This is a genomic window from Streptomyces sp. NPDC003635 (genome assembly GCF_053587635.1).
Map to the genome: position 1 here is coordinate 82,853 of NZ_JBSFOK010000027.1, position 15,090 is coordinate 97,942.

Annotated in this window: 11 protein-coding genes; 9 read left to right on the plus strand and 2 right to left on the minus strand. The window is 71.3% G+C overall.

Features of this window, described 5'->3' with window-relative positions; all coding sequences use genetic code 11:
* Positions 1-84 precede the first annotated feature (84 nt).
* The 9 genes from ACWDRW_RS24415 to ACWDRW_RS24455 all read left to right on the plus strand — a co-directional run bounded on the left by ACWDRW_RS24415 (position 85) and on the right by ACWDRW_RS24455 (position 12,963).
* Positions 85-3,795 carry an amino acid adenylation domain-containing protein gene (locus tag ACWDRW_RS24415; RefSeq protein ID WP_451726153.1) on the plus strand — a complete coding sequence of 1,237 codons (3,711 nt, stop codon included), beginning with the start codon at positions 85-87 and terminating at the stop codon, positions 3,793-3,795.
* On the plus strand, positions 3,792-5,057 hold the full coding sequence (locus ACWDRW_RS24420; RefSeq protein WP_451726154.1) for an ATP-grasp domain-containing protein: 1,266 nt from the start codon (positions 3,792-3,794) through the stop codon (positions 5,055-5,057). The genes ACWDRW_RS24415 and ACWDRW_RS24420 overlap by 4 nt, the downstream gene beginning before the upstream one ends.
* On the plus strand, positions 5,057-5,998 hold the full coding sequence (locus ACWDRW_RS24425; protein ID WP_451726155.1) for a peptidase: 942 nt from the start codon (positions 5,057-5,059) through the stop codon (positions 5,996-5,998). Before ACWDRW_RS24420 ends, ACWDRW_RS24425 begins: the two co-directional genes overlap by 1 nt.
* Positions 5,999-6,001: 3 nt before the next feature.
* Entirely contained in the window at positions 6,002-7,825 is a 1,824-nt protein-coding gene (gene asnB, locus ACWDRW_RS24430) for an asparagine synthase (glutamine-hydrolyzing) (protein WP_451726156.1), read from the plus strand.
* On the plus strand, positions 7,822-8,631 hold the full coding sequence (locus tag ACWDRW_RS24435; protein ID WP_451726157.1) for a hypothetical protein: 810 nt from the start codon (positions 7,822-7,824) through the stop codon (positions 8,629-8,631). The genes asnB and ACWDRW_RS24435 overlap by 4 nt, the downstream gene beginning before the upstream one ends.
* A 10-nt stretch (positions 8,632-8,641) precedes the next feature.
* On the plus strand, positions 8,642-9,547 hold the full coding sequence (locus ACWDRW_RS24440; protein WP_451726158.1) for an aminotransferase class IV: 906 nt from the start codon (positions 8,642-8,644) through the stop codon (positions 9,545-9,547).
* 16 nt (positions 9,548-9,563) lie between these two features.
* Complete coding sequence (locus tag ACWDRW_RS24445; RefSeq protein WP_451726159.1) at positions 9,564-10,514, plus strand: AEC family transporter; 951 nt, start codon at positions 9,564-9,566, stop codon at positions 10,512-10,514.
* 28 nt (positions 10,515-10,542) lie between these two features.
* The gene (locus ACWDRW_RS24450; protein WP_451726160.1) at positions 10,543-11,505 is read left to right on the plus strand and encodes a TauD/TfdA dioxygenase family protein; all 963 of its coding nucleotides are present in this window, start codon (positions 10,543-10,545) and stop codon (positions 11,503-11,505) included.
* A 75-nt stretch (positions 11,506-11,580) separates the two neighbouring features.
* Positions 11,581-12,963 (plus strand): FAD-binding protein, encoded by a 1,383-nt coding sequence (locus ACWDRW_RS24455; RefSeq protein WP_451726161.1) that lies wholly within the window; start codon positions 11,581-11,583, stop codon positions 12,961-12,963.
* On the opposite strand, the gene ACWDRW_RS24460 is transcribed toward ACWDRW_RS24455, so the two are convergent.
* Both ACWDRW_RS24460 and ACWDRW_RS24465 read right to left on the minus strand, forming a co-directional pair.
* Complete coding sequence (locus tag ACWDRW_RS24460; protein ID WP_451726162.1) at positions 12,950-13,315, minus strand: hypothetical protein; 366 nt, start codon at positions 13,313-13,315, stop codon at positions 12,950-12,952. The two genes, ACWDRW_RS24455 and ACWDRW_RS24460, sit on opposite strands and share 14 nt — an antisense overlap.
* Positions 13,316-13,488: 173 nt before the next feature.
* Entirely contained in the window at positions 13,489-15,084 is a 1,596-nt protein-coding gene (locus ACWDRW_RS24465) for a flavin monoamine oxidase family protein (protein ID WP_451726163.1), read from the minus strand.
* Positions 15,085-15,090 lie beyond the last annotated feature (6 nt).

Genomic DNA, 15,090 nt, shown 5'->3' on the forward strand with positions numbered 1-15,090 from the left:
TCGGCGTGTCCGCAATTCGGCACTTCTCGATTTTTGGGCGCGTGCCGCGCGGCACGCGAATACATGACAAAGGAGGGGACCACCATGACAGTGGGCGATATTTCCGCCGCCTCATCCATTGCGGCACCGGCATTGCAATGGCCCGTCCGCGACGACGCCACCCCGCCCACCGGCACGGGGACCCACTCCTGGTCCTCCGCCGCCCGGCCCGCGGACCTGGTGCACGCCGCCTTCACGGTGCTCGTGCACCGCTACACCGGGCAGGACGACATCGTCCTCGCGCGGGAGGGCGTGGCCGTGCGGTCGTACGACGTGGAGGGCCCGAGTCTCACCGCCCTGGCCTCGGTCCTCGGCGACCGGTACCGCGAGGCGGCACACACCGGCGAGCCCGCCGACCTCGGCAGCGGTCTGCGGATCGGCACCGTCCACTCCGACGGCACCACTCCCCTCCCGGGCGGCTTCGCCCTGCTCCTGGAGACCTCCGGAGCCGCTCGCACCCTGCACTACGACCGCGCGCTCTTCACCCCCGAGCTGATCCTGCGCCTGGCCGCCAACCTCGACGCCCTGCTGCTCGACGCCGAGCGGCGCCCGCAGGCCCCCGTCGCGGAGCTGGACCCGCTCGCCGAGCCGGAGAGCCGGCACCTGCTGCGGGAGCTCAACGACACCGCCCGGCCCTACCACCGCGGCGCCACCCTGCACTCCCTCGTCGAGGCGCAGGCCGACCGCACGCCCGACGCCCCGGCCGTCGAGTGGCGGGGCTCTGTGCTGACGTACCGCCAACTCGACAGTCAGGCGAACCAGTTGGCGCGGGCGCTCGCCGCCCACGGGGTCGCCCCAGGCTCCCGGATCGGCCTGTCCCTGCCCCGCACCCACCACGGCGTCGCGCTGCTGCTGGCGGTCCACAAGGCGGGCTGCGCCTACGTCCCCCTCGACCCGGCCTACCCTGCCGACCGGCTGACCGCCATCGCCGCGACCGCCGACATGGCCGCCGTCGTCCACGACGGGGACAGCGCCCCGGACTGGCTCGCCGGTGAAACCGCCCTGTCGTGGCCCGAGCTCCGGGAGAAGGCGTCCGCCGAGGACGACACCGCGCCGGGCGTCACCGTCGGCCCGGAGGACACCACCCACCTCATCTACACCTCCGGATCGACCGGACTGCCCAAGGGCGTGGTGATCAGCCACCGCAATGTCGTCGCGCTGCTGGCCTGGTCCGAGGCCACGTACGGACCCGAGGACCTGGCCCGGGTGCTGTTCTCCACCTCCCTCAACTTCGACCTGTCGGTGTGGGAGCTGTGGGCCCCGCTCACCCGCGGCGGCTGTGTCGTCGTCGTGGACAACGTGCTCGCGCTCACGGAGGACGCGGGGCTGAGCCCGAGCCTGGTGAACACCGTGCCGAGCGCGCTGAACGTCCTGCTCCAGCGGGAGAGCGTGCCCGCCTCGGTCCGGGTGCTCAACGTCGCGGGCGAACCGCTGTCCAAGGAGCTGGTGAACACCGCGTTCGCCACCACGGGCGTGGAGCGGCTCCACAACCTGTACGGGCCCTCCGAGGACACCACGTACTCGACGTGGAATTGCTTCACCGGGCCGACCGCCGAGGCGCCCACGATCGGCGTCCCGATCCACAACACCGTCGCCTATCTGCTCGACCCCGACGGCCGTCCCGTTCCCCACGGCGCCACGGGCGAGCTGTACCTCGGGGGCGACGGTCTGGCCGGCGGCTACATCAACGACCCCGAGCGCAGCCGGGCCGTGTTCACGACCGCTCCGGCCCACCTCGGTCCCGTCCCCGGCGGGCGCCTGTACCGCACCGGGGACCTGGCGCGCTGGACCGAGGACGGCGAACTGCGCTTTCTCGGCCGTAAGGACAACCAGGTCAAGGTGCGCGGCTTCCGGATCGAGCTCGGCGAGATCGAGTCGGTGCTCCGCGAGGTCGTGGGCCCGCGGGACGTCGCGGCCCTGGCCGTGGGTACCGGTCCGGACACCCGGCTGGTCTGCTACGTGGGCCTGGACGGCGCCGAGGTGACGACCGAGGCCATGGCCACCCATCTGCGCGCCAAGCTGCCGCACTACATGCAGCCCGCCAGGATCGTCGCCGAGGACCGGCTGCCCCGCCTGCCCAACGGAAAGGTCGACCGCAAGGCGCTCGCCGCCCGCGACGTCGACTGGGGCACGGACCTCGCCGCGGAGTTCACCAGTGACGACCCCGACGAGGTCGAGGTGGCCCGGGCGTGGTCCGAACTCCTCGGTCTGACCGGGATCTCCCCCGATCTGGACTTCTTCTCGGTGGGCGGGCACTCACTGCTGGCCACGCTGCTCGCGGCCCGTCTCTCCGACGCCGCCGGACGTCCGGTACGGGTGGCCGAGATCCACGGCCACCGCACGCTGGCGGAGCAGGCGGTGCTGTTGCGCCGTACCCGCGCACGCGCCGCCGCCGAGGCGCCCGCGGACGCCCCCGCCCGGACCGGCGCGGTCGTCGACACCCTGCGCGAGTCCGCCCGCGGCCACGGCGTTCCCGGCGCGGGTGCGGCGGTGTTCCTCGACGGCACGCTGGAGCTGACGTACTACGGCGTCACCGACACCGAATCCCGCATCCCGTACGGGCCCCGGACCCGTCAGCGCGTCACCTGCATCAGCAAGGCCATGCTGGCCTTCGTCGCGCTCCGCCTCGTCGACCGCGGTCTGATCGGCCTCGACGAACCGCTGAACGAGCTGCTGCCGCAGGCCTTCCGGCGCCGCGACGGCCGCGGCGTCGAGGTCACCCTGCGGCAGCTGCTGTCGCACACCAGTGGCGTCGATGACTCCTACGAGGTCTGGCACGAGACCGATCTGCCCGACCTCGACACCTACCTGGACTCCCTCGCCGGCTACGGCCAGCTCTTCGAACCCGGCGAGGTGTTCGCGTACTCGGCGGTCGGCACCTCCATCGTCGCCGGGCTGATCGAGAAGCTTCTCGGGGTCCCCTGGCGCCGCGCGGTCAACGAGCTCATGCTCACCCCGCTCGGCATCAGGGAGATCCCCGAGACCCGCACCGAGGACGGGCACTACGGCCGTGCCGTGTCCACCGGCTACGTATGGACCGAGCAGGTCAAGCGCTACGTACGCCACGACCCGCCGCCGCAGACCATCGCCGACGACGCGGCGGGCTCCTTCTCCGTCTGCCTCACCCTGGAGGAGCTGGCGAGGATCGCCCGGCTCGCGGTCGACGACGGGGTCACCCCGGACGGCGAGCGACTGCTCTCCGCCGAGCTGGCCCGTCAGATGCGCACCCCTCAGATCCCGGTCCCCGGCCACCACTTCATGCACGCGTGGGGTCTTGGCTGGCTGATGTTCGGGCCGAGCGCCTTCGGCTTCAACTCCAACGGCAGCGGCCACCACAACTTCATCCAGATCTTCCCCGAGGAGCGCTCCTTCCTGCTCCTGCTCGCCAACGCCTACCCGTCGTTCGGCCTTTACGAGGACCTGCTGCGGGCCTTCACCGGCGAGGGCCTGATCCGCACCGGGCGCCCCTTCGAGATGGACCTCGACGACTGCCCCGGGCTCTACGCCTCCGACGGCTACCGACTCCAGGTCGAGCGCGGCGCCGAGCACCTGCGCTACGCCTACTCCGAACGGCAGCGGGACGGCGCCTGGCGGTGCCTCGACGAAGGGGACCTCGTCCTGTCCGGCGCGGGCGGATTCAGCTCCATGTCCGAGAAGAACATCCTCGCCGGCTCCATCTCCTTCATTCCCACACCCGGTACCGCCACTCCGGGCTACGTCCGGATCGGCCAGCGGTTCGCGAGGAGGACCCGATGACAGACGACCCACGGCATGTGGTCTTCGTGACCTGGAAGGCCGGCAACGCCCCGGCGTTCGAGGCGGCCAAGCGGCTCGGCCACCATGTGACGCTCATCCGCTCCCTGCTCATGGAGCAGGCCCAGAACCTGGACTTCGACACCTCTCCCTACACCCGTTTCGTCGACGACGTCCACGTCCTGAAGGACGCCACCGACCTCGACGCCCTGCGGACCCGTGTCCGGGCCGTCCACCGGGACCGGCCGGTGGACGGCTTCGTCGCCACCGTGGACGCGCTGGTGGTCCCCGTCGCCCGGATCGCCGAGGAACTCGGGGTGCCGTTCACGGACGCCGACGCGGCGGAGGCCGCCAAGCAGAAGGACCGTTGCCGGGACATCCTCGCGGCGGCCGGCGTCGACAGCACCCGGCACGCCGTGGTCGACGGCTTCGAGGAGGCCGCCGCCTTCGCCGCCGCCACCGGCTACCCGGTCGTCGTCAAGCCGGCCCGGGGTTCCGGCAGCGAGGGCGCCCACGTAGTCACCGACGAACTGCACCTGGCCGAGATCCTCGGCCGGGCCGACCAGGACGTCTACGCGGCGGGCCTCCTCGTCGAGGAGTACCTGAGCGGGCGCTTCCTGTCCGCCGAGATCGGCCTCTCCGGGGGCCGGTTCCTGCGGCTGGCCGTCAGCGAGCGCTCCACCTGGCACCGCCACGAGGCCCTGGAGACCGGCACGACGATCCCGGCCGGGATCACCGCCGACGAGCACGACCGCGTGATGGAATTCGCCGAGGCCGTCGTCGGCGCGGTAGGGCTGCGGCTCGGCGTCTTCCACGTGGAGGTCATGCTCGGGGCGGACGGCATACCCCGGCTCATCGAGCTCAACCCGCGCATCATGGGCTCCTGCCTGCCGAACCTCTTCCGGCTGGCGGGCGGTGGGGACATCTTCGAACTGCTCGTCCGCCTCCATCTGAACGAGCCGGTCGAACGCGGCCCCAGCCCCTTCAGCCACTACGCGACCGTCCGCTGGTTCGGCGCCGCCGACACCGTCCCGAAGCCCGACCGGGTCCCGGACCTCGACTGGGCCGCCGCCGAGCACGGCGCCAGTCTGCACTCGCTCACCGTCCGCTTCCCCGACGGCGACACACTCCTGCCCTGCCGGGGCAACCTCGGCAACTTCGGTGAGGTCCAGGTCGTGCACGCCGACCGCGCGACGTCGATCCGCATCGCCGAGGACATCGTGGCCGGGACGGCCGACCGACTCGGTTTCGAGGTGACCAGGTAATGGCCCCGACCGCCTTCTACGACCAGACGCGCGGACAACTCGCCCGGCTGGGACTGCCCCTGGGGGACCTGGACCGCATTCCCCGTTCCGACGGGGCGTTCCCCGACGGCGGGCACTTCCGTATCGAGGTGCCCACCGTGAACACCGTGCAGGCGGCCGAGACGCTGCTGAGCGAGAGCCGCCGCCGGGGCTTCACCATCAACCGGATCACCGAGACGCGCGGCATGTACCGGCACACGGCCCGCGAGATCGGCACGTACGTCGCGCTCGGCGAGGAGTACGGCACCGAGATCCTCATGTCCGTCGGGCCGCGCGCCACCTACGACATCGGCGGCGGCGTGCAGACCCCCGAGGGCTCCCGGGTCGGCTACCGGCTGCGCGGCCAGGACCAGGTCGTCCGGGCGGTCGAGGACGTCAAGCGGGGCATCGGCCTCGGCGTCCGTGGCTTCGTCGTCTACGACGAGGGCCTGCTGTGGGTGCTCGGGCGGCTGCGCAGCGCCGGTGAGCTCCCCGCCGACATCCATCTGAAGGTCTCCGCGCACTGCGGACAGGGCAATCCGGCCTCGGCACAGATGCTGGAGATGCTCGGCGCGAACAGCTTCAACCCGGTGCGCGATCTGACCCTGCCGATGATCGCGGCCCTGCGGCAGTCGGTCCGGATCCCGCTGGACTGTCATGTGGACAACCCCAAGATGTCCGGCGGGTTCATCCGCACCTACGAAGCCCCTGACATCGTCCGAGCCGCCGCACCGGTCCACCTCAAGACGGGCAACAGCGCCCTCGAGGGCCACGGCGTCAGCCCCACCCCGGCCCAGCTCGACGACATCCTGCGGCAGGTCGAGATCGTCATCGAGTTCCTCGCCCGGCACTATCCGCAGGCCCGGCAGAGCGGTGCCCGCGCCCTCCAGCCCGCGGGGGCGGTCCAGGGGAAGGAGGTCTGACGGATGTGCCGTATCTACGGCTCCTTCGGCGGCGCGCACGGCGACCTAGCCCCGGTGGCGGCCGCGATGCACCCGGGTGGCCCCGACGAACAGGCCGCCCGGAGCGGCGACGGATGGGCGCTCGGCACCAACCGGCTGGCCATCCAGGGCATCGACTCCGGCCACCAGCCCTTCGTAGGCCGCCGACTGACCTGCGTCTTCAACGGGGAGATCTACAACCACCGGCAACTGCGCGACGGGCTCGCCGCTCGCGGGTACGTCTTCGAGGGCGACTGCGACGGGGACGTCCTGCTGCCGCTGTACGAGCTGTACGGGGACGCCTTCACCTCCCGGCTGGAGGGGATGTTCGCCATCGCGCTCGTGGACGAGCGCGCGGAGCCCGCCCTGAAGCTCTTCACCGACCACGCCGGCATGAAGTCGCTCTACTACTACGTGTCCGCCGACGGCCGCCGGCTGCGCTTCGCCTCCGAACTCCAGGGCCTGAGCCGGTTCCCCGACTTCCCCGACGAGCTGGACCCGCTCGCCGTGGACGCCTACCTCGGCGGCAAGGCCGTCTGGGGCCCGGGCACGTTTCACTCCCGGGTCCGCACGCTGGAGCCCGGCTCGGCACTGCGCTTCGCGGGCGGCCGTACGACGGTCCATCACACCTCGCTGGAGCCCGAACGGCTGGACGGCGAGCCGACGGTCGCGTCCGTGGCGGAACTGCTCGACGAGCGGTTGCGCCGGGAGACGGGCCGGATGCTCGACGCCGACGTCCCGGTGTGCGTCATCACCAGCGGCGGGCTCGACTCCAGCTACACCACGGCCCTGGCCGCCCGTCTCACCTCCGACGTCGCCTCGTTCAACATCGCCTACCGCGGCGACTGGCCCGCCGACGAACGGCACTTCGCCGCCGAGGTGGCCCGCCACTGCGGTACCGCACACCACCAGGTGCTCCTGGACCCGGCCGACTTCCCCGAGCTGGTGGAGCGGTCCGTCCGCCATCTCGACCAGCCCAACAACGCCCCGCACAGCCTGAGCACCTTCGCCCTGTTCGAGGCCGTCCACCAGGCCGGTTTCAAGGTGGCCCTGACGGGCGACGGAGCCGACGAACTCTTCGCCGGGTACGCGCGGTTCGTCAAGGCCGACCGGGACGGCGCCGCGAGCTGGCACCGCACCTACCAGGGCACCATGGCCGTGGCCGACACGGCGGCCCTCAACCGGCTCTACACCCCCGACTACCTGGCCCATGTCAGGGCCGCGGGCGGCTTCTTCGGCGACCGCAGCGGTGACGAGCTGGACCGCCGGGTGCGCTCGGCGGATCGCGGGACGCCCTCGCCCGGCAAGCTGGAGACGCTGCTGCGCTACGACCAGCGGGAGCGTTTCCCGTACTACATCCTGCGCCGCGTCGACCACCTGAGCATGGCCCACTCGGTGGAGGCCCGGATGCCCTTCCTCCAGCCGTCCGTGATGCGCCTGGCCCACGCGACGCCCGCCCACGTCAAGGTGGCCGGCGACACCGTGAAGGCGCCGGTGGCCGAGGCCGCCCGGCGCTGGGTGCCCAGGAGCGTCGTGGAGCGGCCCAAGCAGCCGTTCACCCTGCCCGTGACCGCGATGATCAGACCGGGCGAGGCGCTGTACGACATGATCGGCGACCTCCTGCTCGGCCCCGGCGCCCGCTGCCGCGACTACCTCCGGCAGGACACCGTCCGGGACGTCTTCCGCACCCAGACCGAGAGCCCGGCGCGGCACGCCGCCGAACTGCTGTGGTCCCTGCTGGTGCTGGAGACCTGGCTCCGCGCACGCAGTCTCACACCCGCCCGTCTCATGGAAGGCCCACGCCCATGACCGCCATCACCTCCCTGCTGGCCGGCGTCACCAAGGACGACATACGCCGCGACCCGTTCCCGCACATCGTCGTCCGCGACGCGCTGCCCCAGGACCTCTACGACGCCCTGGCCGCCTCGATGCCGACCGCCGAGTACATCGGCGAGCGGATCGGCAAGCCGATCACCTCGAACGAGCGCTACAACTACATGTCCGAGATGATCCTGGGCGACGCGTCGACGGCCCAGGTGTGGAAGGACTTCGTCACCCACCATGCCTCGCCCGCCTTCTACGAGCAGTTCCTCGACCTGTTCCAGGAGGATTTGCTCGCCAACCTCCCCGACGCGGAGAAGCAGACGGGCCCGCTGCGCGAGCTGCGCGTTGGCCGCCGCAACCGGGACTCCTTCGAGACCCACGACATCCTCATGGACTGCACGGCGGTCATCAACTCGGCCGTCACCGGCAAGCCGTCCTCCTACCGCGGCCCGCACGTCGACAAGCCGTACAAGCTCTTCGGCGGCCTCTTCTACATGCGGCTGCCCGAGGACGACGCCGTCGGCGGCGACCTGGTCCTCTACAAGTACCGGCCCGGCGCGCACAAGTTCCACACCAGCGCCTCCGAGTACGGCGACAACCGCTTCGACATCGATCCGAGCTACGTCGAGGAGGTCACCACCGTCCCGTACCGGAGCAACACCCTGGTGATGTACCCGATCAACCCGCTCGCCCTGCACGGGGTCTCGGTGCGCGGCCTCACCCACCACCAGCGCCGCTTCGTCGCGCTCGTCGGCGACCTCCAGAACCCGCTGTTCGACCTCGCGCTCTGAGAGGCACCCCGTGATCCCCTTCGACCAGCGCACAGGGAAGATCTGGTACGACGGCGGCCTGGTGGACTGGGCCGACGCCCGGCTGCATGTGCTCAGCCACGGACTGCACTACGCCTCCAGCATCTTCGAGGGCATCCGCGTCTACGACGGGGAGCCGTTCCTCCTGCGGGAGCACATCGCCCGGCTCGGCTCCTCGGCCCGCATCCTCGACTTCGATCTCGAGTACGGCCCCGAGGAGCTGTTCGAGGCGACCCGCACGGTCGTCGCCGAGGCGGGCGTCACCGAGGGCTACGTCCGGATGAACGCCTGGCGCGGCTCGGAGATCATCCAGACGGCGGCGCTGAAGACGTCCGTGCACACCACGGTGGCCGCCTGGGAACTCCCGGAGGGCTACTACGCCGCGACGGACGCCCTGGAGAAGGGCGTCTCGCTGGTGACCGGCCGCTACCGCAGGCCCTCGCCCGAGTACGCGCCGGTCAAGAGCAAGGCGGCCGGCAACTACATGATCGGCACGGTCAGCAAGAACGAGGCCCTGCGCGCCGGTTTCGACGACGCGCTGCTGCTCGACGACCGCGGCAACTTCGTCGAGGCCACCGGGGCGCATCTGTTCTTCACCAAGGACGGCGTGCTGCACACCCCGACGACCCGCTGCACGATCGAGGGCCTCACCCGGGCCTGCGTCCTGGCGATCGCCGAGCGCGCCGGCATCGCCTGCGTGGTCGGGGATCTGCCGCCGGCGTTCGCGGGCGAGGCGGACGGCGCGTTCCTGTGCGGCACCGCCTGCGAGATCCTGCCGGTCAGCCGCATCGATGATCACTACTACGACCTCGGCGGCAATGAGGCCCTGCGCACGATCGTCACCGGATACCGGGACCTGACCGCCGCCCACGACACAGGCTCCCTCGCGGGGCCGTAAGAGCAAGGGCGCGTGCATGGGTGCGGTAGAGGCACTGGAGAAGCTGGCACCGGTGGTGCTGGCCTTCGGCTGCGGAGTGATGCTGGCGCGGCGGAAGGTGGTGCCGGCCGAGAGCTCGAAGGTCTTCGCCGACTACGCCTTCCTGTTCGCCGTGCCCTGCTTCCTCTTCGGGAACATCTACCGCAGCGATCTGGGCGCCCTGTTCGACTGGCGGGCCATCACCGGCTACGCGACCGCCGCCGTCACCGCGGCCGTGCTCACCGGCGTGATCGCCGGGGCCACGGGCGTCCGTGACCCCCGGGGCATCGCGCTGCGCATCATGGCGGCCGTCCAGGTCAACACCGCCTACTTCGCCGTACCCGTGTTCATCATGCTGTTCGGGAACGCGGCGCCGATCTTCCCGGTGCTGCTGTTCCAGGTCTGCGTGCTGTCCCTGATCATCATCTCGATCATGGAGCTGGGGCGCCCGGACCGGGTCGGCGGCCCGGCGCGGCGGCTCGGAACGGCCGTCAGCGCCTCGCTGCTGACCCCCATCGTCATCGCCTGCAACGTCGGCATCCTGCTCAACCTGCTGTCGGTGACCGTGCCGGAAGTGGCGCTCGACAGCTTCGCGTTCGTCGGGGACAGCGCCTCGCCCGTCGCGCTGTTCGCCCTCGGACTGCACCTCGGCGGCAGCGGCCTCCAGGTGCGCGGCACCACCCTGGAGGAGATCTGGATCATCGCCTTCAAGTGCGTCGCCCTCCCCCTCATCACCTACGTGGTGTGTCACCACCTCTTCGGCGTCGGGGGCGAGTGGCTCAGCTACCTCGTCCTGATCGCGGCCATGCCCGCGCCGCAGAACCTGTTCATCTTCGCCCAGCGCTACGACGTCGGCGTCGACATGTCGGCCGCCCTCGTCGTCAAGAGCTCACTCGTCGCGCTCCTCCTGCTCCCGCTGTGGACGCAGTGGGCGGCACAGGCGACATGAGCCGGCGCGTCCACGAAAGGAACGAACCGTGTCCCAGACCGCACAGCTGACCAGGCTCACCGTCCGGCAGGTCGCCGGGCGGATCGGCGCCGAGATCTCGGGCGTCGACCTCCGTCAGGAGCTCGACGAGGCCACGGTGGCCGAGATCCGCGAGGCCGTGCTCAGGCACCGCGTCGTGTTCTTCCGGGGCCAGGACATCACCCACGCCCAGCACGTCGCCTTCGGCCGTCGCTTCGGCGCGCTGACCCGACGCCCCGGCAAGAAGCACGGCGTCCACCCGGAGGGCCACCCGGAGATCCTCACCGTCGACCCCAAGCGCGACACCGAACGCTACGGCGCCGACTTCGAGGAGCACTACCGCCGCAAGTGGCTCTCCCCGCTCGCGGGCTGGCACAGCGATCTGACGCAGGCGGTCAACCCGCCCAGCCTGTCCATCCTGCGTGCCGAGAAGACCCCGGAGTTCGGCGGCGACACCCAGTGGACCAATACCGTGGCCGCCTACGAGGGCCTCTCGGCGCCCCTGCGCGCGTTCGTGGACGGACTGACCGCGGAGCATGCCTTCTTCACCGCCGTCCATCTGCGCCATTCCGACGAGCGGGACCGCGAGATCCTCAAGATCTACTGCGAGGACCCGCAGGCCGCCGTCCATCCCGTGGTGCGCGTCCACCCCGAGACCGGCGAGCGGGCACTCTTCGTCAGCCCCGGCTCGACCACCCGGATCTCCGGGTTCACCGAGCTGGAGAGCCGCCATCTGCTGGACCTGCTCTTCCAGCATCTGACCAGCGCGGAGTACACCGTCCGCTTCCGCTGGGAACCCGGCTCGATCGCCTTCTGGGACAACCGCAGCACCTGTCACCTCGCCCCCACCGACTTCGCCCATCTGGACGTCGACCGCGTGATGCACCGCGTCACGGTCCTCGGTGAGCCGGCGCTGGGGCCGCAGGGGTTCGTCTCGAAGCTCGTCGCCGGGGAACCGATGCAGGCCTGGTAGGCGCCGACAGGACCCCGGCGCCGGGCCCGCCTAATCTGGAAGGGCACAATCCCCCTTCCCGGAAAGGGGGCGGCCATGGCTTCCCCTTCGAAGGCGGGCGCGGCGCTCACCGCGCTGCGCGAGGACCTCACCGGTGATGTGTTCGCCCCGGGGGACCCTGGCTACGACGAGGCCCGCATCGTCTTCAACGCGATGATCGACAAGCGGCCCGCGGTGATCGCGCAGTGCGTGGACGAGGCCGACGTCGTGCGCTCGGTGCGGTTCGCCCGGGATCTCGACCTGAACATCGCCGTGCGCGGCGGCGGCCACAGCGTGGCGGGCTCGGCGCTCAACGACAGCGGCCTGGTCATCGACCTGCGACATATGCGCGCGGTCACCGTCGATCCGGCGTCCGAGGCGGTCCGGGTCGCGGGCGGCGCCACGATGAGCGACCTGGACCACGCCTGCCAGGAACACGGCCTCGCCACCACCGGCGGCCGGGTCTCCACCACCGGCGTCGGCGGATTCGTCCTCGGCGGCGGCTCCGGCTGGCTGGACCGCTGGTGCGGACTGGCCGTCGACAACCTGATCGCCGCCGAACTCGTCACCGCCGACGGCCGTCAGGTCCACGCGAGCGCCGACGAGAACCCCGAGCTGTTCTGGGCGCTGCACGGCGGCGGCGGCAACTTCGGCGTGGCCACCTCGCTCACCCTGAACCTGTACGAGCTGCCCGAGTTCGCCATCGCGTTGCTGTTCTACCTCCCGGAGTTCGGCCGCGAGGTCGTGCGCACCTACCGCGATGTCATCTCCGTGGCGCCGAACGAGGCGAGCGGCGGGGTCATCCATCTCACCGGCCCGCCCGAGGAGTTCTGCCCGCCGCATCTGCAGGGCACCCTGCTGTGCGCGGCACTGCTGACGTACGCCGGGAGCGAGACGGCGATGCGGAAGGTGGCCGAGCCGCTGCTGGCCCTGCCGCACGAGGCGGCGATCGTCGGGGCCATGCCGTACGTGGACGCGCAGTGCATGCTCGACGATCCGCCGGGCTTCCGGAACTACTGGTCGGCGGAGTACCTGACGGGCCTGCCCGACGACTACGTCGACGTGTTCTGCGCCGGCGCGTCCCGGATGCCCGTGCCGACGCGGACCATCCAGGCGTTGTTCCCACTGGGCGGCGCCATCGCCGACGGACCGCACGAGTACCCGGTGCCCTACCGGGACTCGCCCTGGGCCACGCATCCCTTCGGCATGTGGGCGGACGCGGCCGACGACGAGCGCGGCATCCAGTGGGTGCGGGACGTGCGGGCCGACGCCCGGCCCTGGAGCACGGGCGCGGTCTACCTCAACTTCATCGGCCAGGAGGGGCCTGAGCGGGTGATCGCCGGGTTCGGCGTGGAGAACTACCGGCGCCTGGAGGAGGTCAAGCGGCAGTACGACCCGGACAACGTGTTCCGGTTCAACCACAACATCAAGCCGAGGTGAGCGCGGCGAGCGTACGCTCAGGTCGCACCGGACCGACGACGCCCGCCGCTTCCGGGAGCACCTCGGCGTCGGCTCCGCTCGCCGCCCGCTCGACCGCCGCGCCGAATCCGGCGGCCGTGAACATGTCACGGTAGCCCGGCACGGTCGGATACCCGGCGATGCTGCCCAGGATCCGGGCGAGGGTCTCCGGCTCGTGGTCGACGGCCGCCGGCAGCCAGGCGGCCGGCGTCGGCGAAGTGCGGCCCGCCCGGCCGCCCGGCCGCCGCGTGCAGCTTCTCCCGCAGTACCCGGACCTGCTCGGGGGAGACGATGTCGAGGAGCATCCGGTCGGCGTGCCGGGCAGCCGTGGCAATGGCCCGGCGTCCGGTGACGGCCGCGCAGGAGGCCGCGCCCCGCACGACGGTGAGCGGATCGCGCACCGACACCGGGACGGGCCCGGCGGTCAGCCCGGCCCTCTCGGTAGCCGAGCCGGTCGGCGGCCGTCGCCGCCCGCACCGGCTCGTCGACCGGGCTGTCGTCCTCGCCCTAGCTCACGGCGGCGATCACCTCCTTCGCCGCGCGTTCGCCCTCGGTCGCCCCGCCCTCCATGAACCCCTGGAAGTCGTAGGAGCAGTGTTCGCCGCCGATGTGGACATTGCCCTGCGCGACCCCCTCGTAGCCCGCGTACCGGTGCACGTACCCGACGGGCCAGTACGAGTAGGCGCCCTGGGCATAGGGGTTGCGGTGCCAGGCTGACAGCTGTGCCCGGCCGGTCCAGGCGGCCGAGGTGCCGGGGAAGAAGGCGTCGATGCCGCTGAGTTGCCGCGCGGCGAGCCGGGCCACGTAGGGGTCGCTCTCGTACGAGAAGGGGCCCGCCGGGGTCAGGGACTTGGCGAGGCTGCCGCTGCCGTACTGGATGAGGATGCCGCCCGTGCCGGGTTGGACCTTGGTGGTGTCCCAGGTCTGCTGGACCTCGGTGTCGGTGAAGCAGTCGCCCGCGGACACCCCCGGCCAGGCACCGGTGCCGCGCCAGGGGCGGCTGGAGAACTGCATGTTGAGCTTGGTGCAGTGGCCCATGCGGGCGTCCCGCAGCAGGTTGGTCATGCGGGTGTCGAACCCGGCCCGGGTGAGGTCGAGTTGCTTCAGGACCGGCAGGGGCACGCACAGGACCGTGTGGTCCGCGGTGACCGTGCGGGTGGAGCCCGACTCGGTGAAGGTGAGGGTCTGGGTGCCGTCGCTGTTCGCCTTCAGCGCGCGCAGCGACCAGCCCGGCCGGATCGTGCCGTCGGGCAGGAAATCGGCGATGGCGTTGGGGAGTTGATCGTTGCCGCCGGTGATGTGGTAGCGCTCGTTGGACAGGCCCCAGATGTTGAAGTTGCCGGGATTGGTCTGGTAGCCCATGAGCAGGACCAGGGCGAGCGAGGACTGCTCGGTGGTGTCGGCGCCGTACTCGACGTTGTAGGCCACGTCGAAGAAGCGGCCCAGCGGGGAGTCGTGGCCGCCTGGGACGCGCGAGTCGATCCAGTCGTACAGGGACATGGTGTCGAGGGCGGTGCCGGTCGGCGTGGTCTGGTTCCAGAACACCTCTCCGGAGTCCAGCAGATCCCGGTGCAGGGCCTGGTAGACGTCCTTGAAGTCCTCGTCGGCCTGCTCGCGCGGGTAGTACTCGCCGCCGAACCACAGGACTTCCTCAGCGCCGTTGGGGCCGCCACCCAGGAAGTCCTCGACCGGCAGGGAGAAGCGGCGGCACAGTTCCAGCATCTTCTTGTGGCTGGTGTCGATCAGCTCGCCGCCGATCTCCGAGATCTGTCCGTACGCCCAGTGGTCGCGCTGGGTGTACATCCGGCCGCCGACGCGGTCCGGGTTGGCCTCGTAGAGGGTGCAGGCGTAGCCGGCGTCATGCAGGGTGAGGGCGGCGGTGAGGCCGGCGATTCCGGCGCCCACCACGGCGATGCGCGGCGCGGACGCGGCGGCGGCTCTCGCCGGGGCCGCGACGGCGGTGACCGCCGAGGCGGCGACCGCGCCCTTGAGCACGGTACGGCGACGGACACGGGCCTCGGCCACGGGCAGGCCGAGTCGCTCGGCGGCGGCGTGATCGGCGAAGAGGGTGCGCAGGACGTGCATCGGGTGCGTTCGTGACACGGCTTT